We start from the raw sequence: 19,158 nt of genomic DNA on the forward strand, positions 1-19,158 counted from the left end.
CGTAATCGATCAAAGGATGAACATTATGCGTAATCACGTGATGATCCCCGCCCTCCTGGCCATGAGCATCGGCCTGGTGGCCTGTGCCACGCAGCCGAACCCGAACCTGGAGTCGGCCCGCACCAACTTCTCCGCCCTGCAGAGCGACCCGCAGGCGAGCAAGGTCGCGGCCCTTGAGACCAAGGACGCCCAGGACTGGCTGAACAAGGCCGACAAGGCCTACATGGACAAGGAAGACGCGAAGAAGGTCGACCAACTGGCTTACCTGACCAACCAGCGCGTCGAGGTGGCCAAGCAGACCATCGCCCTGCGCACTGCCGAAGCCAACCTGAAAAACGCCGCCGCTCAGCGCGCCCAGGCCCGCCTGGATGCCCGCGACGCGCAGATCAAGAAGCTGCAGGAGAGCCTCAACGCCAAGCAGACCGACCGCGGCACCCTGGTGACCTTCGGTGACGTGCTGTTCGACTACAACAAGGCCGAACTGAAAAGCAACGCCTACCCGAACATCACCAAGCTGGCCCAGTTCCTCCAGGAAAACCCTGACCGCAAGGTAATCGTGGAGGGCTATACCGACAGCACCGGCAGCGCCAGCTACAACCAGACCCTGTCCGAGCGCCGCGCCAACTCGGTGCGCATGGCTCTGGTCCGGGCTGGCGTCGACCCGACCCGCATCGTTGCCCAGGGTTATGGCAAGGAGTATCCGGTAGCTGACAACTCCAGCAACTCGGGCCGTGCGCAGAACCGTCGGGTGGAAGTGACCATTTCCAACGACAACCAGCCGGTGGCGCCGCGTAGCGTGAGCAGATTGCAGTAACGAACGCCCGCCGACGAAAAATCCCGCCGATTGGCGGGATTTTTTTGCCCGAAAGACGAATAAAGACACCTTTAAAAGCACCTTTAAAGATAGCTCATAATGAGCTAAGGTGCGCACCATGCCCCAGTCGCCTCGATCCAGATGTGGAAATGCGGATCCGGACTACCGACTTCTGAGCTCTCCCCCGACAGCAGTACCAATCAGGAAGTGTTGCCATGGCAATGACATTCGCGGTGCTGGCTGATGTAGCCGCATCAGTCACCGACCTTAAAAAAGATCCAATGGGCACCCTGCGCGAAGGTAAAGGCGAAACCGTGGTCATTCTCAACAGAAACGCGCCAGCGTTCTACGCGGTTCCACCGGACCGCTACGAAGCGATGATGGATCTGATCGACGATGTCCAATTGGCGGAGCTGGTACGTCAGCGTCGTGGCGAGCCCACCGTCAGGGTAGATATCGATGAGCTCATCGCCGACGCAGAGGGAAACGACAACTGACTATTTGCTGGAATTCAATGTGCGGGCGGGGAGCCGTATCAGGGCTGACAGGTGCTTGCCTTGGCAGGTGCAGCGCCCTTGAGATCGAGCGCCGCCCGCGCGGCGCTCGATCTCAAGGGCGCTGAAAGGCTAAAGACAAGCCCCTCGGTCACTTGACCTCCTGCGGCGTCTCCTGCCCCATGCAGCGCACCGCCTGCTTCTTGTTGTCCACCAACACCCCGGTCAGGCCTTTCTGCTGCATATCGAACAGCACCAGCACGCCATCGATGCACTGGGCCATCTGCGGCGCGGGGTTGATCGAGAGCTTGTAGTCCTCCCCCGGCACGGTCTTGAGCATGGTGAATTCCGAGAGCAGCAGCGCATCCTCCGGTTTGGCGAAATGCAGGTAGCCGTAGTACCACAGGGCGCAGACCGTGCCGACGATGCTGCAGACTCCGGTGATGATCAGGGGGATGGCGTTGCGTTCTTCACTCATTGCGACTTCTCGTCAGGGTAATTGGGGACTTCGGCCAGGCGGCGCAGGCCGTTGAAATGCTCGGGATCATCGAGGAAACGCAGCATCACCTGGCGCCAGGTCGGATCGCCGAAGGTCTGCACATGCCCGCCGCGTACCAGTTGCAGCACCCGCGGCGGCGGCGCGGCCTGGTACAGGCGGATGCCGTTGTCCATCGGCACCAGGGCATCGTCGATGCTGTGGAAAATCAGTTTCGGCGTTGTTTTCAATTGCGCGATGGAGCGAATCGCGCTGTCACCGTCGGGCACCAGCCACGACAGCGGCACCTGCAATGGCCAGGTCAGCCATGAAGTACTCAGGGCGAAGCGCCCCACGTCGCGGTAACTGGCCGGCACCCCATCGAACACCAGCGCCTTGAAGCGCGCCTGCTGTTCAGGATGCTGTGCCAGGTAATGGATCGCCATCGCCCCGCCCAGGCTCTGACCCAGCAGCACCTGCGGCTTGCCCTGCACCTCCGGGGCCTTGTCCAGCCAGTCGAACGCAGCGCCGATGTCCTGGTAGACCTCCGGCAAGGTCGGCTTGCCCGCAGACAGGCCATACCCCCGGTAATCGATCATCAGCACCTGGTACCCCTGCTCCGGCAGCCAGTAGCTGGCGCCGAGGTGCCAGGCCAGGTTGCCGCCGTTGCCGTGCAGGTGCAGCACGGTGCCATTCACCTCCACGCCTTCCTTGGCCGGCAGCCACCAGCCATGCAGGCGGGTGCCGTCGGCGGCGGTGAGGGTCACGTCGCGCCAGGCGATCTTCGCCTTCTCCGGGGTGAACGGCTGTCCGGGCTCGGGATAGAACAACAGCGAACTGCACCCGGACAGGCCCAGCAGCACCAGGCACAGGACCAGGGCCCCGCACCAGCGCTCAGAGAATGTTCGAGTAGTCGGCTTCAATCCGGTCCAGGCTCAGGTGGTTGAGGAAGTTGGAGAAACACATCCATGCCGACAGGGCGTTGAGGTCGCGGAACTGCTCCGGCAGGTACTTGGGCGGCTCCACCAACCCTTCGTCCACCAGTTGGCGCAGGGTGCGCATGTCTTCCAGGGTGGTCTTGCCGCAGAACAGCAGCGGGATCTGCTCCAGCTTGCCCTTTCTCACGGCCAACTGAATGTAGTTGTAAACCATGATGAAGCCCTTGAGGTAGGACAAGTCTTTGGTAAACGGCATGCCATTCGGTACCGAGCCACGGAACACCCGGCTGGCGTTGGAATAGCTTTCCGCCATCTCGAAGCCCTGGGCGCGGAAGAATTCGTAGACCTGCAGGAAATCGGCACCCTCCTCCACCATATGGATGGCGCGGGTACGGTTGGTCAGCTTGCGCAGGCGGCTCGGGTAGGAGGCGAAGGCGATCACCTCCATAAGGATCGCCAGGCCTTCCTGGGTCACCGTCGACGAGGGCGGGCCCTTGGCGAGGAAGGTACAGATCGGCTGGTTGAGGCCGTTGAGGGTGGTGCCGACGTGGACCAGCCCCTCGTGGACCTCCAGGGCGCGCACGTCACGGCTGTTGAACATGGCGTCGGCGCGGATCTTGATGTAGTCGGCGCCCGCCGCGGCATCGGCGACGATACCGTCGGACTCGAACACGCGAATGGTGCCCTCCGCCTCGCCGAAGGTCTTGTTCAGGCGCTGCTGGAGGATTTCCACGGCCTGCTTGGCATTGAGGTTCTTCGGCTCGTCCTTGAGGTCGCCGCGGCCGTCGATGTTGTTCAGGTAGTCGGAAAGCATCAGGCCGAGGTCGGCCAGGGTCGGATCGCCGGCGTGGAAGGCGTCGGACGCCGCGCCGTAGAGCTCCTGGGAAATCAGGCCGAAGTCCTCGGTACCGCGCGCTTCGAGCATGCGCACCACCATGCGGTATTCCTTGCACATGCGCCGCATGATCTGCCCGACCGGGTTGAACTGGCCCAACTGGCGGGTGATGTCACGCTCGATATTCTGGAATTCCAGCTTCAACGCTGCGGAATCGAAGGATAACGGCCGATTCAGGTAGTAGGCGCGGTCCACCGCCGGCGGTTCCTTGCCCTTGGCCTTGAGAAAGCCCTGACGGATGCTGTCATCCCACTTCACCGCGTCGAGCACGCGAATCGGCGTCTGTGCCTGGACTATGCGGTCGGACAGGGTCCGGATCGTCTGCTGGTACTCGTCCACGCTCACTCCTTTGTTCCTCGTTATTTGCCGGCCCGCTGGAACCGCGCCACTTCGACGAACAGGTCGGAGTTGGCCGGATCATCCAGGTATGCCAGCACACGCTCGGCCGGGCTGTCGATCAACACCCCGTCGCCATTCTCGTCGGGCACTTCGACGGTGCGTCCGCTCAGTTCTTTCTTGTCCAGGGCCTGGCTCACCTGCTCGACGTCGAGGTTGTAGACCACCAGTTCCTTGTTATCGATCACTTCAAAGCCACCGATGAGGAAATTGCCACCGAGTTTCTTCGGCACGCCAGCGGACAGGTACCAGCGGTTGCCATGGCGTGACACGGTGAAGGCGTATTCCTCGCGGGGCTTGCCCTTGGCCGTGGCCACCGCCTTGTAGGCGTTGCCGCCGGAACGGCTGATCTGCAAGGTCAGCGGCTCGCCCCAGGCGTCCTTGCTCGACCAGGTGCCGAGCAGCGTCTTGGGCGCCGCCTGGTTGCTGGGAATCGGCTCGTTGAAGGTCACCAGGCAGCCGTTCAACAGCAGGAAAGACAGGGCCAGGAGCACACGCCAGGCGTTCATCGAAATCTCCTTGAGGGCGCTCGCGACTTATTCCGCCGCCAGCACCAGATGCAGGTAACGGACAAGAATAGCGAGCATCTGCCCTTCAGCCTGCGGTTTTGCGGCATCGAGCAGGCCCTGATACTCCATCTGCTCGATGATTGCCGTCAATACAATGGCGTCTTGTTGCGGCTGCCGCGAACCCACGACCTGCAGCAACTGGCAGGTACCGCGCAAGAGAATCTGCTCGTGAGCCTTCACCAGTTCGGCCAGACGCGGGCACAGCAGGGCTTCCTGGCGGAAGGCCTGTTCGGCCATGAGGAAGTCGCGGCGGTTGTGCAACTGGCGCTGGACGTACTCGGCAGTCATCTTCGCCACCTCGTCGGCCAGCCGCGCGCGGGAGGCCGGGCTGCCGTCGCCCTGGGCGAGCAACTGGCGCAGGACCACCTCGGTGTTCTCCCACAGCTTGGCCAGGTAGGCGGCGCTGCGCTCGACGTACTGGGCGAAGGTGTCGCTGAGCAGGTCCTGGATATCGTTGAAGTAGTAGGTGGTGGCCGACAGCGGCACGCCTGCCTCCGCCGCCACGGCGCGATGACGCACACCACGCACGCCGTCGCGCACGACGATGCGCATGGCCGCGTCGAGGATCTGCTGGCGGCGCTGCTCGCTGCCCTGGCGACTGGCCTTGCGGCCCTGATACTGGACGCTTTCGGCGACGGCGGTGGCAACGCCGGCGGCGCCTTGTTGAGCCATTGCGGGGGTCACTGGGGTTACCTCATCACGATTCGGTAGTTTTCTGCGGGCATGAAAAAGCCGCCAGGGGCGGCTGATTCAGGGTGTCCTGAAGGGCCTCATCGCCGGCAAGCCAGCCCCCACAGGGTCCGGCATACACCGATCCTTGTGGGAGCTGGCTTGCCAGCGATGGGGACCTCAAGCCTGGCGAATTCAGGCCTGCGGACGCATGTGCGGGAACAGGATCACATCGCGGATCGACGGCGAGTTGGTCAGCAGCATCACCAGGCGGTCGATACCGATGCCTTCACCGGCCGTCGGCGGCATGCCGTATTCCAGGGCGCGGACGAAGTCGGCGTCGAAGTGCATGGCTTCGTCGTCACCGGCGTCTTTCTCGGCCACCTGGGCGAGGAAGCGCTCGGCCTGGTCTTCGGCGTCGTTCAGCTCGGAGTAGGCGTTGGCGATCTCACGGCCACCGATGAACAGCTCGAAACGGTCGGTCACGGCCGGGTTCTGGTCGTTGCGACGGGCCAGCGGCGAGACTTCGAACGGGTACTCGGTGATGAAGTGCGGCTGCTCCAGCTTGCTCTCCACCAGTTCTTCGAAAATCATCACCTGCAGCTTGCCCAGGCCTTCGTGGCCCAGCACCTTGGCGCCAGCCTTCTTGGCGATCGCACGAGCCTTGTCGACGTCCAGCAGGTCGGCTTCAGTCAGCTCCGGGTTGTACTTGAGGATCGAGTCGAACACCGACATCCGCGCGAACGGTTCGCCGAAGTGGAAGACCTTGTCGCCGTACGGCACGTCGGTAGTACCCAGCACAAGCTGCGCCAGCTCGCGGAACAGTTCCTCGGTGAGGTCCATGTTGTCGCGGTAGTCGGCGTAGGCCTGGTAGAACTCGAGCATGGTGAATTCAGGGTTGTGCCGGGTCGAGACGCCTTCGTTGCGGAAGTTGCGGTTGATCTCGAAGACCTTCTCGAAGCCACCGACCACCAGGCGCTTGAGGTACAGCTCCGGCGCAATACGCAGGAACATCGGCATGTCCAGGGCGTTGTGGTGGGTTTCGAACGGCTTGGCCGCGGCGCCGCCAGGGATGGTCTGCAGCATCGGCGTCTCGACTTCGAGGAAGTCGCGCTTGGCCAGGAAGCTGCGGATGTGCGAGATGACCAGGGAACGCACGCGGAAGGTCTCGCGGGTTTCCTCGTTGACGATCAGGTCGACATAGCGCTGGCGATAGCGCTGCTCGGTGTCGGTCAGGCCGTGGTGCTTGTCCGGCAGCGGGCGCAGCGACTTGGTCAGCAGACGCACGCTGGTCATCTCGACGTACAGGTCGCCCTTGCCGGAACGGGCCAGGGTGCCTTCGGCGGCGATGATGTCACCGAGGTCCCAGGTCTTCACCGCAGCCAGGGTTTCTTCCGGCAGGGTCTTGCGGTTGACGTAGACCTGGATGCGACCGGTCATGTCCTGGATGACCATGAACGAACCACGGTTGAGCATGATGCGGCCGGCAACCTTGACCGGGATCGCCGCTGCTTCCAGCTCTTCCTTGGTCTTGTCGACATACTGCTTCTGCAGGTCGTTGCAGTAGCTGTCGCGGCGGAAGTCGTTGGGGAAGGCCTGGCCCTTGGCGCGCTCTGCAGCAAGTTTTTCCTTGCGCAGGGCGATCAGGGCGTTTTCTTCCTGTTGCAGGTCTTGCGATTCGGTCTTCAGGTCGCTCATATCGTCATTCTTTCCATCAGGTATTCGTTGCCCGTTCCGGGCAGGGCGCGATGTCCCGGCGCAAGGCCGGGTCCCGCGGCAGTGGTGTACCGCTTACAGCCCCTGCTTGAGGCTCGCTTCCAGGTACTGGTCGAGGTCGCCGTCCAGGACCTTCTGGCAGTCGCTACGCTCGACGCCGGTCCGCAGGTCCTTGATGCGCGAGTCATCCAGCACATAGGAACGGATCTGGTGACCCCAGCCGATGTCCGACTTGCTGTCTTCCAGCGCCTGGGAGGCGGCGTTGCGCTTCTGCATTTCCAGCTCGTACAACTTGGCCCGCAGCATTTTCATGGCGGTGTCCTTGTTGGCGTGCTGGGAGCGTTCGTTCTGGCAGGCCACCACGGTGTTGGTCGGCACGTGGGTGATACGCACCGCCGAGTCGGTGGTGTTGACGTGCTGACCACCGGCACCGGAGGAGCGGTAGGTGTCGATGCGCAGGTCGGACGGGTTGATCTCGATTTCGACCTTGTCGTCGATCTCCGGCGAAACGAACACCGCCGAGAACGAAGTATGACGACGGGCGCCGGAGTCGAACGGGCTCTTGCGCACCAGGCGGTGCACGCCGATCTCGGTGCGCAGCCAGCCGAAGGCGTACTCGCCTTTGATGTGCACGGTGGCGCCCTTGATGCCGGCGACTTCGCCTTCGGACAGTTCGATGATGGTGGCGTCGAACCCGCGCTTGTCAGCCCAGCGCAGGTACATGCGCAACAGGATGTTGGCCCAGTCCTGTGCCTCGGTACCGCCGGAGCCGGCCTGGATGTCCAGGTAGGCGTTGTTCATGTCCATCTCGCCGCTGAACATGCGACGGAATTCGAGCTTGGCCAGGTGATCTTCGAGCTGCTGCAGCTCGGACACCACGTCCTGGACGGCGCCCTCGTCGTTCTCCTCGACGGCCATGTCGAGCAGGTCCTGGCAGTCGGCCAGGCCACCGGAGAGCTTGTCCAGGGTCTCGACGACCTGCGCCAGCATGGCGCGTTCGCGGCCCAGGGCCTGGGCGTATTCCGGCTTGTTCCAGACGTTCGGGTCTTCGAGCTCGCGGTTGACTTCGATCAGGCGGTCATGCTTGTGATCGTAGTCAAAGATACCCCCGAATGGACTCGGAACGCTCGGTGAGGTCCTTGATGGTATTCAGAATCGGGTTGATTTCCATGGGCGGGCAGCTCTCGTGCGTAATTCGGTGAAAAGCCGGAGAGTATAGCGCAGGCGGGGGGAGCAGCTACAAGCCTCAAGCTACAAGCGGCAAGTAAGAGCCACACGGTGTGCCCGCCTTTCTCCTGGAACTTGCATCTTGAAGCTTGCGCCTGCTTTTCAGGCCACGCCGACCCGGTTGCGGCCATTGTTCTTGGCCTGGTACAGCGCGTCATCCGCCGCCGAGATCAACTGCCGGCAATGGCTGCCGATCGCCGGGGTATGGGTCGCCAGACCGATGCTCACCGTCAGCCAGGAGTCCTCGGTCGGCTTGGTATGGGCAATGCGCGCCGCCTCGACGGTCTGGCGCAGCTTTTCCGCCACCAGCCGCGCGCCGCCCGGCGAGGTGTTGGGCAGGACCAGGGAGAATTCCTCGCCGCCATAGCGCGCCGGCAGGTCGCTGGGCCGCGCGCAGCACGAGCGGATCGCCTCGGCCACCTGGCGCAACGCTTCGTCCCCGGCGAGGTGGCCGAAGGTGTCGTTGAACGCCTTGAAGTAGTCGACGTCGACCATCAGCAGCGACAACTGCGACTGCTCACGCATCGCCCGGCGCCATTCCAGCTCCAGGTACTCGTCGAAGTGCCGGCGGTTGGACAGTCCGGTCAGGCCGTCGGAGTTCATCAGCCGCTGCAGCACCAGGTTGGTGTCGAGCAGTTGCTGCTGGCTGACCCGCAGGGCGCGATAGGCTTCGTCGCGCTGCAGCAGGGTCAGGTAGGAACGCGAGTGATAGCGGATCCGCGCCACCAGCTCGATAGTGTCCGGCAGCTTGACCAGGTAGTCGTTGGCCCCGGCGGCGAAGGCCGCACTCTTCACCAGCGGGTCTTCCTTGGTCGACAGGACGATGATCGGAATGTCCTGGGTCGCCGGGTTGGCGCGGTACTCGCGGACCAGGGTCAGGCCGTCGAGGCCCGGCATGATCAGGTCCTGAAGGATCACCGTCGGTTTGATGCGCATGGCCTGGGCCACCGCCTCGTGCGGATCGGCGCAGAAGTGGAAGTCGATATTGTCTTCCTGGGCCAGGCCCCGGCGCACGGCTTCGCCGATCATCGCCTGGTCGTCGACCAGCAGAACCATCGCCGAATTCTCGTCAGCGGTTAAAAAGCCGTCGATCGGTAGATCATTCATCCGTTGTCACCTGGGCACTGCCGGCACGCCGGCGTGACTCAATACATATCGTCATTTCGGGAAAATTTCCATTAGTCGTGGGGCGATCCGCTCCAGCGCACGTACCTCCACGGCTGCGTCGATGGCGACGGCCGCCTTGGGCATGCCGTACACCGCACTGCTCTGCTGGTCCTGGGCGATGGTCAGGAAGCCCTGCTCGCGCATGAGCTTGAGCCCCTGCGCACCATCCCGGCCCATGCCGGTGAGCAGCACGCCCACCGCATCGCCGCGCCAGAACCGCGCCACGCTTTCGAAGAACACGTCGATCGAGGGGCGGTAGATCTCGTTCACCGGCTCCGCCGTATACGCCAGGGTACAGTCCTTGAGCAGGCGGATATGGTGGTTGGTGCCGGCCAGCAGGACCCGGCCGGGTTGTGGCGGCTCGCCCTCGCGAGCCAGGCGCACGTCCTGCCCCGAAGTACTGCTGAGCCATTCGGCCATGCCCGCGGCGAACACCTGGTCGACGTGCTGGACCAGCACGATGGACGCCGGGAACGCCTTGGGCAGGCCCTTGAGCAAGACTTCCAGGGCCGCCGGCCCGCCAGCGGACGAACCGATGGCGACCAGGCCCTGACGCTGCGCAGCCTGGCGCAGCGGCGTGGAAACCGGACGCACGCTGCTGGCGCGCTGCTGCCCGATCAACCAGGAAATATTGAGGATCTTGCGCAGCAACGGTGCCGCCGCCTCCTTAGGGTCGCCGCCGCCGAGCACCGGGGTGTCGACCACGTCCAGGGCGCCGTGGCCCATGGCCTCGAACACCCGGTGCACGTTCTGCCGGCGATCCACGGTGACGATGACGATGGCACAGGGCGATTCAGCCATGATCCGCTTCGTCGCCTCCACACCGTCCATCTGCGGCATGATCAGGTCCATCAGCAGCAGGTCGGGGGTGTTCTCGGCGCAGCGCTGCACCGCTTCGAGGCCGTTGCTGGCGACCCAGATCACCTCGTGCGCCGGCTCGAAGGCCAGCGCACGGCGCAGTGCTTCCACGGCAAGCGGCATGTCATTGACGATGGCGATCTTCACCCCTGCGCTCCTCCGATCAACTCGACCACGGCATCCAGCAAGGCATCGTCATGGAAGCTGGCCTTGGCCAGATAATAGTCGGCGCCCGCGTCCAACCCCCGCCGCCGGTCTTCCTCGCGATCCTTGTACGACACCACCATCACCGGCAGCGATTGCAGACGACTGTCGCGGCGCAGCAGGGTGACCAGTTCGATGCCGTCCATGCGCGGCATGTCGATATCGGTGATCAGCAGGTCGAAATCCTCGCTGCGCAGGGCGTTCCAGCCGTCCATGCCGTCCACCGCCACGGCCACCTCATAGCCGCGATTGCTCAAGAGCTTGCGTTGCAGTTCGCGTACGGTGAGCGAGTCGTCCACCACCAGCACACGCTTGCGCGGTGCCTCGCGGGCCGTGCCGCGGCGTTCGATGCGCTCCAGGCGACCGGTGCTGAGGAGTTTTTCCACCGAGCGCAGCAGGTCCTCGACATCGACGATCAGCACCACCGAGCCGTCGTCCAGCAGCGCGCCGGCGGAAATGTCCTGGATCTTGCCCAGGCGCGCGTCCAGCGGCATCACCACCAGCACCCGCTCGCCCACCAGGCGGTCCACCGCCACGCCATAGAGGGTGTCGCGCTCGCGGATCACCACCACCTTGATGCTCTGCTCACCGTTCTGGCTCACCGGGCGGTTGAGCAACTGGCTGGCCGAGACCAGGCCGATGTGCCGGCCGTCATGCCAGAACTGCTGGCGCCCCTCGATCTGCACGATCGCTTCGGGCGGCAACTCCAGGGTGCGCTCGATATGGGCCAGAGGGAAGGCGTAGGCCTCGCCGCTGACCTCCACCACCAGGCTGCGTACCACCGACAGGGTCAGCGGCACTTCCAGGTGGAAGCGACTGCCCTGGCCGCCGCCCTGGGTCATCTCGATCTGCCCGCGCAACTGGCGGACCATATGCTGCACCGCGTCCAGGCCGACACCGCGCCCGGATACCTCGGTAACCTTGTCGCGCAGGCTGAAACCGGGCAGGAAGAGGAAGGTCAGCAGCTCCGCTTCGCTCATCTGTGCCACCGTTTCGGCGGGCGACAGATTGCGCTCGACGATACTGCGGCGCAGGCGGTCCAGGTCGACCCCACCGCCGTCGTCGCTCAGTTCGAGAATCAGCAATCCGGCCTGGTGCGACGCGCGCAGACGGATGGTGCCTTCAGCAGGCTTGCCCGCCAGCAGGCGCTGCTCGGGCATCTCGATGCCGTGGTCGACGGCGTTGCGCAGCAGGTGGGTCAGCGGTGCTTCGAGCTTTTCCAGGACGTCACGGTCGACCTGGGTTTTCTCACCCTCGATCTCCAGGCGCACCTGCTTGCCCAGCGAGCGACCGAGGTCACGGACCATGCGGCTCTGCCCGGTGAGCACATCGGCGAACGGCCGCATGCGGCAAGCCAGCGCCGTGTCATAAAGCAACTGTGCGCGCTGCCCGGCCTGCCAACCCAACTCGTCGAAATCGACCACCTGCTGCAACAGCATCTGTTGCGCCTCGCCCAGCAGTTGCTGGGTCAGGGCCAAGGCCTGACTGACCTCCTCGCCCTGCTCGCCCGCCTCGATCTGCACCTTGAGCCCGTCGAGGGCGCGCAGGCTTTGCCCCTGCACGCGCTTGAGACGTTGCAGGGTGGCGAGGAACGGCTTGAAGCGCTGCGTCTCCACCAGCGCCTTGCTGGACAGATCAAGCAGGCTGTTGAGGCGCTCGGCGGTGACCCGCAAGACCCGGTCACCGCCTTCGGTACTCTTGCCCTTGCGGGCCTGGCGCGGTTCGGGTTCAGGTTCGGGCTCCGCTTCGAGTTCAGGCTCGGCGACGACCGGCTCAGGCTCAGCCAGCACCGGCGGCAGGCTGGGTGCAGCCACAGGGGCCGGCGCCGCACCGGGTTGCAGCAGATTGGCCATCTGCACCAGGAACCCCTGCACCGCCGCCTCGGTGGAGGCATCCCCCGGCGTGGCGATGCGCATCAGCAGGTCGGTGCCTTGCAGCAATGCATCAATATGTTCGGGACGCAGGCGCAGGCGCCCCTCCTGGGCTTCCACCAGGCAATCTTCCATGACATGGGCAACGCTGACCCCGGCATCGATGCCAACGATCCGCGCCGCACCCTTGAGCGAGTGCGCGGCACGCATGCAGGCTTCCAGCTGGTCGGCCTGGGTCGGATTGCGCTCCAGCGCCAGCAGCCCGGCGCTGAGCACCTGGGTCTGGGCTTCGGCCTCAAGGCTGAACAATTCCAGCAGCGAGGCATCGCGCATTTGCTCTGGGGTCATGAAAGGCTCCGGTCAACGGCGGACAACACCTGGTCTTCATCCAGGATTCGCACGCTTCGCCCGCGCCATTGCAACACCTGGCGGGTAAAGCGGTTTTCATGGCCGGTCTCGCCGTTCAGGCGCTGGTCGAGGGCGTGGATACCATCGACCTCGTCCACCGGCAGCACCACTGCGCCCCTCTTGGCAGCGAGGATCAACATACGCGGCATGACCCGCGCCGACGTGGCCGCGGCCGGCGTCAACTCCAGCCCGAGCAGGTCACCGAGCGACAGGCAAGGCACCAGCGCGCCACGCACGTTGGCCACGCCCTGCAGCACTCGCGAACGCTGATGGGGCAGCGAATGCACCGGCTGCTGCGGCGCTACCTCGGCCAGGCTGCGCGTGGCAAGGGCCAGCCATTCCTCGCCAAGGCGGAACAGCAGCAGCGAAGGCCCCTGCTTAACCTCTTCCTCGACGCTCTCCCGGACATGGACATCCTGGGCCAGGGCATAACGGTCGAGCAGGCGCGTGGCGGCAGCGGCATACACCGCGCAGTTGCGGCAATGCACATGCTCGGCGAGCAGCGGACAGCTCTTGTCGCCGTGCACGCCGATACGGTTCCAGCAATCATCGACATGTTCGACATCGCCGGTCAGTACGTTGATTTCATCGATCATCGATCAGCCTCCCGCTCGCGACGTGCGGCGCGTTCCTGCAGGCGCCGGGCGCCCACGGTGTCGCCCTGGGAGGCCAACAGCGCTGCCAGGTGGGCCAGCGCCTCGGGGTGTTGCGGTTCCAGGTACAGCGCCTTGCGGTACTGGCTGATGGCGTCGGCACTGTCGCCAGCGGTATCGCTGAGCAGGCCCAGCCAGTAGAACACCTGAGACGACGGTTCGAACTGCTTCAGGTAGCGTTGACAGGCCGCACGCGCCTCGCTGCTGTTGCCGCCGTTGGCCAGCACGGCGATCTGCGCCAGCAGCTCGCCAGCCTGTTCGCCGCGGCCCTGGGCCAGGGTACGAGAGGCGGGCGGAGCGATCGGTGCAGTCATCCGCCTCGGCGCCGGGGCGGGTGGCGTGATTGTCGGACGGGGCGCCGGCGTCACCGGGGCCGCAGTCATCGGTACGGCCGGCCGGACTTCCGGCACCTGCCGCACGTAGGCGAACGACTGGGCGATACCCAACGGGCGCATGCCCATCCGTGCCAACAGGCTGCCCTCGGCCGGGCCGATGAACAACACACCATCGGTGTGGGTCAGGTTCTTCAAGACCTCGAACACCCGTTGCTGGGTCGGCAGGTCGAAGTAGATCAGCAGGTTGCGGCAGAACACGAAGTCATAGCTGCCCTCGCGCACCAGCAGCGCCGGGTCGAGGACATTGCCCACGGTGAACTGCACCTGCTTGCGCACCCGCGCGTCGAGATGGTGACCGCCCTCATCCTCGCTGAAATGCCGCTCGCGGAAGGCATGGTCGGTGCCACGGAACGAGTTGCGTCCGTAGAGCGCACGCTCGGCACGGCTGATGGAATTGGGGCTGATGTCCATCGCGTCGACGCGAAAAGCGTGAGGCAGCAAGCCAGCGTCGAGCAAGGCCATGGCAATGGAATAGGGTTCCTCGCCGGTGGAACACGGCAAGCTGAGGATTCGCAGCGGACGCACGCCGCCTAACTCGAACTGACGTTTGCGCGCCAGCTCCACCAGTGCGGTAAAGGACTCCGGATAGCGGAAGAACCAGGTCTCCGGAACGATCACCGCTTCGATCAGCGCCTGCTGTTCGGCGTGCGATTGCTGCAGGCGCAGCCAGTAGTCGTCGAGGTCAGCGGCCTCCACCGCCACGCAACGCTGGCGCAAGGCACGCTCGACCATCGGCTCGCCGACCGAGGCGACATCGAGGCCGATGCGCTCCTGAAGAAAACGGAAAAGTCGTCGCTCGATGGTCATGCCAGCACCTCCAGCGCACTGCCGTCAGCGGGGAACAGCAGGCCGCGGACCTCGTCGTCGAGCAGGTCCTGCACACCGATCCATTGCAACAGCCCCTGGGCATCTTCGCGCACCGGGCCGAGGTACGGCGCCTCGCGGTTGTCGACACCATACGGACGGAATTCCGCAGGATCGCAGCGCAAGGTGTCGCTGGCCTGTTCGAGGATCAGCCCGAGCAGCAGGTCCGGGCGCAGCGGATCGGCGCGGTAATGCACCAGCACCAGACGCGTGCTGGTGCGGCGTAGCGCCGGCGTGCCGAAACCGAGAGCGCTGACATCCACCACGGGCACCAGCGCTCCGCGATGGGCGAGCACCCCGGCGACCCAGGCCGGGGTACGGGCGATCGGTTTGAGCGGCAGATACGGCAGCACTTCAACGACGTCGCGGGTATCCAGGGCAAAGCGTTCGCCACCCACGCGGAACATCAGGAACAAGCGTCCCTGGCGAGCCGCGTCCTGCTGGCGGCGAGGCGTGAATTCGTTCATCGCCACGTCAGACTTTGAACCGCGACACACCGCCGCGCAGACCGACCGCGACCTGGCTCAACTCGTCGATGGCGAAACTGGCCTGGCGCAGCGACTCCACGGTCTGGCTGCTGGCATCGCTGAGCTGGGTCAAGGCGTGATTGATCTGCTCGGCACCGGTGGCCTGGGCCTGCATGCCTTCGTTGACCATCAGCACCCGCGGCGCCAGGGCCTGGACCTGATGGATGATCTGGGTCAGTTGCTCGCCGACCTGTTGCACCTCGAACATGCCGCGGCGCACTTCCTCGGAGAACTTGTCCATGCCCATCACTCCGGCAGACACCGCCGACTGGATCTCGCGGACCATCTGCTCGATGTCGTAGGTAGCGACTGCGGTCTGGTCGGCGAGGCGACGCACCTCAGTGGCGACCACGGCGAAGCCGCGACCGTATTCGCCGGCCTTCTCCGCCTCGATGGCGGCGTTGAGCGAAAGCAGGTTGGTCTGGTCGGCGACCTTGACGATGGTGACCACCACCTGGTTGATGTTGCCGGCCTTCTCGTTGAGGATCGCCAGCTTGTTGTTGACCAGGTCGGCGGCGCCCATCACCTGGTGCATGGTTTCTTCCATACGCGCCAGGCCCTGCTGGCCGGAACCGGCGAGCACCGAGGCCTGGTCGGCGGCTGAGGTCACTTCGGTCATGGTGCGCACCAGGTCACGGGAGGTCGCAGCGATTTCCCGCGAGGTGGCGCCGATCTCCGTAGTGGTGGCGGCCGTTTCAGTGGCAGTGGCCTGTTGCTGCTTGGAGGTGGCAGCGATCTCGGTCACCGAGGTGGTCACCTGCACCGAGGAGCGCTGGGCCTGGGACACCAGCCCGGTAAGTTCGCTGACCATCTCGTTGAAGCCGTTTTCCACGGCGCCGAATTCATCGTTGCGGTCCAGACTCATGCGTACGCTGAGGTCGCCGCCGCGCAAGGTTTCCAGGGCGCGGACGATGCGCTGCATCGGTTCGGTAATGACCCGCATCAGCAGCAGGCCGCAGACGGCGGCGGCAATGATCGCCAGGACCAGGGAAATGCCCATGCTGATTTTTGCGGCGGTGACGGCGGCCACGATGTTGTCGGTGGCCTTGTCGGCGTAGCGGCGATTCCAGTCGATCAGGCTGTTGAGGTGCTTGCGGCCCTCGGCCCAGGCCGGGGTCATGTCCGAGAGCAGCAGGCGCTGGGCCTCCGGATAGTCTTTCTTGCGATAGGCATTGAGCACCGAGGCCATCGTCGCCTGGTAGGTCTGCACCATGCCCTTGAAGGCTTCGAAGTTGGCCTTGTCCTCCTCGTCATCCATCGTCTGGCGGTAGTTGTCCATCTGCTGGTGCAGGCGGTCATCGAAGCTCTTGTACAGGGCCAGGTCGGCATCGGTGAGGTCGCGGTTGTTGCTCAGGCCCACCAGTTGCTGGGTGTGCACATAGCTGTCGACCCAGGCGCTGCGGATCATGGAGCTGTAGTAGACGCCGGGAATGCTGTCGGTGCGGACCGCCTGCTCGCTCTCTTCAATGGCCAGCAGGCGCGAGTACGCGGCGATGACCATCAACGACATGATGGCGATGATCACGGCGAAACTTGCCAGGATCCGTTGGCGCAATGTCCAGTTCTTCACAATCAGCCCTCGAGCGTTCTACGCGGCAAGAAAAATGGGCTGATTATAGCCCACGGCCTACGTATCGATGGGGCTGATCCTACAGGTTTGATTGGGCAAAATGACTACGTTTGTGGCCATTTGCCCATTTTATTGACTCAGGTCGTGTGCACCTGCCGCTCCAGTTCCAGCTTGAGTGCCGGGTCGAGCCGCAACTGGCGGGCCAGCTCGTCGAGATAGGCACGCTCCATGAAGTGCTGCTCGTCCACCAGCAGGACGCTGGCCAGGTACATTTCCGCGGCCATTTCCGGAGTCGCTGCGGCGCGGGCGACGTCGGCCGGGTCCAGCGGCTTGTTCAGCTCGGCGTGCAGCCAGTGCTGGAGGTCGCGGTCGTTGCCGGAGAGCTTGACGAATTCGCCCTCGATCAACTCACGCTCGCGCTCGTCGACATGGCCGTCGGCCTTGGCGGCAGCGACCAGAGCCTTGAGGATCGCCTCGCTGTGCTGCTCGACCTGGGCCGGTGGCAGACGGTCGAGGGTCTGCGGCTCGCCCTTGGGCGCAGCGGCCTGCTGGGCCTGCCAGTTGCCGTAGGCCTTGTAGGCCAGCACGCCGAGGGCCGCCAGGCCGCCGTAGGTCAATGCCTTGCCGCCATACTTGCGGGCTTTCTTGCTGCCCAGCAGCAGGCCCAGGGCACCGGCCGCCGCGGCGCCGCCACCGACGCCGGAGAGCAGGCCGCCAAGGCCGCCGCCATTCTTCGGCGCGCTGCCAGACTGTTTCTGCAGCAGGTCCTGGCCGGACTTGAGCAATTGATCGAGTAATCCGCGGGTGTTCATTGCAGCCCTCCGCAAGTGGCGTTTTCGGAAAGGTACCGATGAATATTCGTCAGCGCCTTATAGGAAGCGGATCGTAGCCGGAGGTTTTGGCGCAGCTGGATGAAAATATATTTCAGCACATGACAGCCCTGGCACCGGAACTAGGCTGAGAGAATGAAGCCTTTCCCGAGGTGCGCCATGTCCATCGAACTCCTGAAAGCCCTGCTGCTGCATTGCCTGGTCATCAACTACCTGGTGCTGCTGGTCTGGTTCCTGGTGTTCCGCGGTGCCCATGGCTGGCTGTATCGCCTGCACGAGCGCTGGTTCCGGATTTCAGAGGAGCGTTTCGATGCGCTGCACTATGGCGGGATGGCGGTGTACAAGATCGGGGTACTGCTGCTGAACCTCAGTCCGTGGCTGGCATTGCAACTTACGGCCTGAACAGTGAGGGAGCGAGCGCCATCACACGCCAGGATCCCCACAAGCCACCTGCCGATACTGCTTCGGCGTGAACCCGGTAAGCGTCTTGAACTGCCGGGTAAACGCGCTGTGGTCGCTGTACCCGCACTGCAACGCCACCTCGGTGATCGGCAGGTCGGTGTGTAGCAAGCGGTGCGCATGCTCCAGCCGCACCTTGTGGATCATCTGCCGCGGCGTCAGGTGGAACACCCGCTTGCAGTAGCGCTCCAGTTGCGCCACCGACACCCCCGCAATCTTCGTCAACTCACCCAGGGTCACCGGCCGGTGGAAATGCGCCCGGATGTACGCGTCTACCTGGGCCAGGCGCTGGAACGCCGGATGAGTGTCGCTGGCCGACTGCAGGTCCACGGAAATCCCCGCCAGGCCAATGATCTGCCCGCGGCGGTCGTACAGCGGCCGCTTGTGGGTCAGGCACCAACCCGGCTCTTTGGTCCCGTACAGATGCAGTTCCAGTTGATCCTCCAGCACCCGCCCCTCCTCCAGCACTCGCCGGTCCTGCTCGGTGTAACCGGGCCCCAGGTGCGAGGGAAAGACTTCGGCGCTGGTCTTGCCGAGCATCTGCCGCAAGTGCTTCTTGCCGCAGCGCTGGACCAACGCCTGGTTGGCCAACAGGTAGCGCGCCTGCAGGTCCTTGATGAACACCGTGGCATTGGGAATCGCATCGAACAGCGGCAGCAGGAATGCCAGCCCGGACAACAGTTCCTCGATGCTCTGCGGACGACATCGCGGGTCACCCTCGCAGAGGATGGCGAATGCGCTTGGGGACATGTGCCTGACTCCCGTTCCTGACCGACTGGTAAAAACTGCCACTACCGTGGCAAACGGCGGCCAGCTTGCCGCAGCCCCAGCGCGCTGTCGAGCTTCGCTGGACGCCTTATTGGGCGTGGCCTGCAAGGCTTCAGAAAATTTCCGAAGAGTCATAGGGAAATTTCCTAACTATGCCGATTTCGTCATCTTCCTTGAAGAAAACCATCAAGCGCCCGGGCGCCGATGAGTCCACTGTATTGCCCATCGGCCGGGTCGTCGGAAATTTCGGCGAGCGACGGGCGAAAGTGCGTTAAGGGTCGTGGGAGGTGTGTCCCGCGATCGCAAGACAATGACTCTTGAAGACGGACCTTAATAAAAATGCGCGGCTGCCCACAGCCGCAAGCACGGTCCCGGGTGATCCCCACGCCGT

At 64.2% G+C, this 19,158-nt stretch carries 19 protein-coding genes; 3 read left to right on the forward strand and 16 right to left on the reverse strand.

Translation table 11 applies throughout. The features are described from left to right. The first annotated feature begins 25 nt into the window (after positions 1-25). Both lptF and AC5QPF_RS25610 read left to right on the forward strand, forming a co-directional pair. The gene (lptF, locus tag AC5QPF_RS25605) at positions 26-814 is read left to right on the forward strand and encodes a lipotoxin F family OmpA-related lipoprotein LptF (RefSeq protein ID WP_494960454.1); all 789 of its coding nucleotides are present in this window, start codon (positions 26-28) and stop codon (positions 812-814) included. Between the two features lie 221 nt (positions 815-1,035). After that, positions 1,036-1,311 carry a type II toxin-antitoxin system Phd/YefM family antitoxin gene (locus tag AC5QPF_RS25610; RefSeq protein ID WP_494964248.1) on the forward strand — a complete coding sequence of 92 codons (276 nt, stop codon included), beginning with the start codon at positions 1,036-1,038 and terminating at the stop codon, positions 1,309-1,311. 148 nt (positions 1,312-1,459) lie between these two features. Here the strand turns inward: AC5QPF_RS25610 and AC5QPF_RS25615 are convergent, their stop codons facing one another. The 15 genes from AC5QPF_RS25615 to AC5QPF_RS25685 form a co-directional block, all read right to left on the reverse strand. Next, positions 1,460-1,786, reverse strand: a complete 327-nt coding sequence (locus AC5QPF_RS25615; RefSeq protein WP_330076964.1) for a PA3694 family proteiin — start codon at positions 1,784-1,786, stop codon at positions 1,460-1,462. Beyond that, positions 1,783-2,706, reverse strand: a complete 924-nt coding sequence (locus AC5QPF_RS25620; protein WP_494960455.1) for an alpha/beta fold hydrolase — start codon at positions 2,704-2,706, stop codon at positions 1,783-1,785. The genes AC5QPF_RS25615 and AC5QPF_RS25620 overlap by 4 nt, the downstream gene beginning before the upstream one ends. After that, on the reverse strand, positions 2,678-3,955 hold the full coding sequence (locus AC5QPF_RS25625) for a flavohemoglobin expression-modulating QEGLA motif protein (RefSeq protein ID WP_494960456.1): 1,278 nt from the start codon (positions 3,953-3,955) through the stop codon (positions 2,678-2,680). The genes AC5QPF_RS25620 and AC5QPF_RS25625 overlap by 29 nt, the downstream gene beginning before the upstream one ends. Positions 3,956-3,975: 20 nt before the next feature. Further along, positions 3,976-4,521 carry a hypothetical protein gene (locus AC5QPF_RS25630; RefSeq protein WP_494960457.1) on the reverse strand — a complete coding sequence of 182 codons (546 nt, stop codon included), beginning with the start codon at positions 4,519-4,521 and terminating at the stop codon, positions 3,976-3,978. 27 nt (positions 4,522-4,548) lie between these two features. Further along, on the reverse strand, positions 4,549-5,253 hold the full coding sequence (locus tag AC5QPF_RS25635; RefSeq protein WP_494960458.1) for a TetR/AcrR family transcriptional regulator: 705 nt from the start codon (positions 5,251-5,253) through the stop codon (positions 4,549-4,551). A 192-nt stretch (positions 5,254-5,445) separates the two neighbouring features. Continuing rightward, positions 5,446-6,948 carry a lysine--tRNA ligase gene (gene lysS / locus AC5QPF_RS25640; protein WP_494960459.1) on the reverse strand — a complete coding sequence of 501 codons (1,503 nt, stop codon included), beginning with the start codon at positions 6,946-6,948 and terminating at the stop codon, positions 5,446-5,448. A gap of 93 nt (positions 6,949-7,041) precedes the next feature. Next, a protein-coding gene (gene prfB, locus AC5QPF_RS25645) for a peptide chain release factor 2 (RefSeq protein WP_494960460.1) occupies positions 7,042-8,137 on the reverse strand; the annotation gives its coding sequence in 2 pieces (ribosomal slippage) (positions 7,042-8,064 and positions 8,066-8,137; 1,095 coding nt in all). Between the two features lie 158 nt (positions 8,138-8,295). Beyond that, complete coding sequence (locus AC5QPF_RS25650) at positions 8,296-9,300, reverse strand: diguanylate cyclase domain-containing protein (protein WP_494960461.1); 1,005 nt, start codon at positions 9,298-9,300, stop codon at positions 8,296-8,298. Between the two features lie 51 nt (positions 9,301-9,351). Continuing rightward, a complete protein-coding gene (locus tag AC5QPF_RS25655; RefSeq protein WP_494960462.1) occupies positions 9,352-10,365 on the reverse strand; it encodes a chemotaxis-specific protein-glutamate methyltransferase CheB in 1,014 nt (337 codons plus the stop codon). After that, complete coding sequence (locus AC5QPF_RS25660; RefSeq protein WP_494960463.1) at positions 10,362-12,641, reverse strand: response regulator; 2,280 nt, start codon at positions 12,639-12,641, stop codon at positions 10,362-10,364. Before AC5QPF_RS25660 ends, AC5QPF_RS25655 begins: the two co-directional genes overlap by 4 nt. Continuing rightward, positions 12,638-13,297: a chemotaxis protein CheW gene (locus tag AC5QPF_RS25665; RefSeq protein WP_494960464.1), complete on the reverse strand. Its 660-nt coding sequence runs from the start codon at positions 13,295-13,297 to the stop codon at positions 12,638-12,640. Before AC5QPF_RS25665 ends, AC5QPF_RS25660 begins: the two co-directional genes overlap by 4 nt. After that, positions 13,294-14,556: a CheR family methyltransferase gene (locus AC5QPF_RS25670; RefSeq protein ID WP_494960465.1), complete on the reverse strand. Its 1,263-nt coding sequence runs from the start codon at positions 14,554-14,556 to the stop codon at positions 13,294-13,296. Before AC5QPF_RS25670 ends, AC5QPF_RS25665 begins: the two co-directional genes overlap by 4 nt. Beyond that, positions 14,553-15,080, reverse strand: a complete 528-nt coding sequence (locus AC5QPF_RS25675; RefSeq protein ID WP_494960466.1) for a chemotaxis protein CheW — start codon at positions 15,078-15,080, stop codon at positions 14,553-14,555. The genes AC5QPF_RS25670 and AC5QPF_RS25675 overlap by 4 nt, the downstream gene beginning before the upstream one ends. Positions 15,081-15,087: 7 nt before the next feature. Next, a complete protein-coding gene (locus AC5QPF_RS25680) occupies positions 15,088-16,650 on the reverse strand; it encodes a methyl-accepting chemotaxis protein (RefSeq protein ID WP_494964249.1) in 1,563 nt (520 codons plus the stop codon). A 197-nt stretch (positions 16,651-16,847) separates the two neighbouring features. Further along, positions 16,848-17,522, reverse strand: a complete 675-nt coding sequence (locus tag AC5QPF_RS25685) for a DUF533 domain-containing protein (RefSeq protein ID WP_494960467.1) — start codon at positions 17,520-17,522, stop codon at positions 16,848-16,850. Between the two features lie 177 nt (positions 17,523-17,699). On the opposite strand from AC5QPF_RS25685, the gene AC5QPF_RS25690 reads away from it, so the two are divergent. Further along, on the forward strand, positions 17,700-17,942 hold the full coding sequence (locus AC5QPF_RS25690; RefSeq protein WP_494960468.1) for a DUF6868 family protein: 243 nt from the start codon (positions 17,700-17,702) through the stop codon (positions 17,940-17,942). Positions 17,943-17,963: 21 nt separating this feature from the next. Here the strand turns inward: AC5QPF_RS25690 and AC5QPF_RS25695 are convergent, their stop codons facing one another. After that, entirely contained in the window at positions 17,964-18,749 is a 786-nt protein-coding gene (locus AC5QPF_RS25695; RefSeq protein ID WP_494960469.1) for a helix-turn-helix domain-containing protein, read from the reverse strand. Between the last annotated feature and the right edge of the window lie 409 nt (positions 18,750-19,158).

Source organism: Pseudomonas sp. Con_6, from assembly GCF_059379395.1.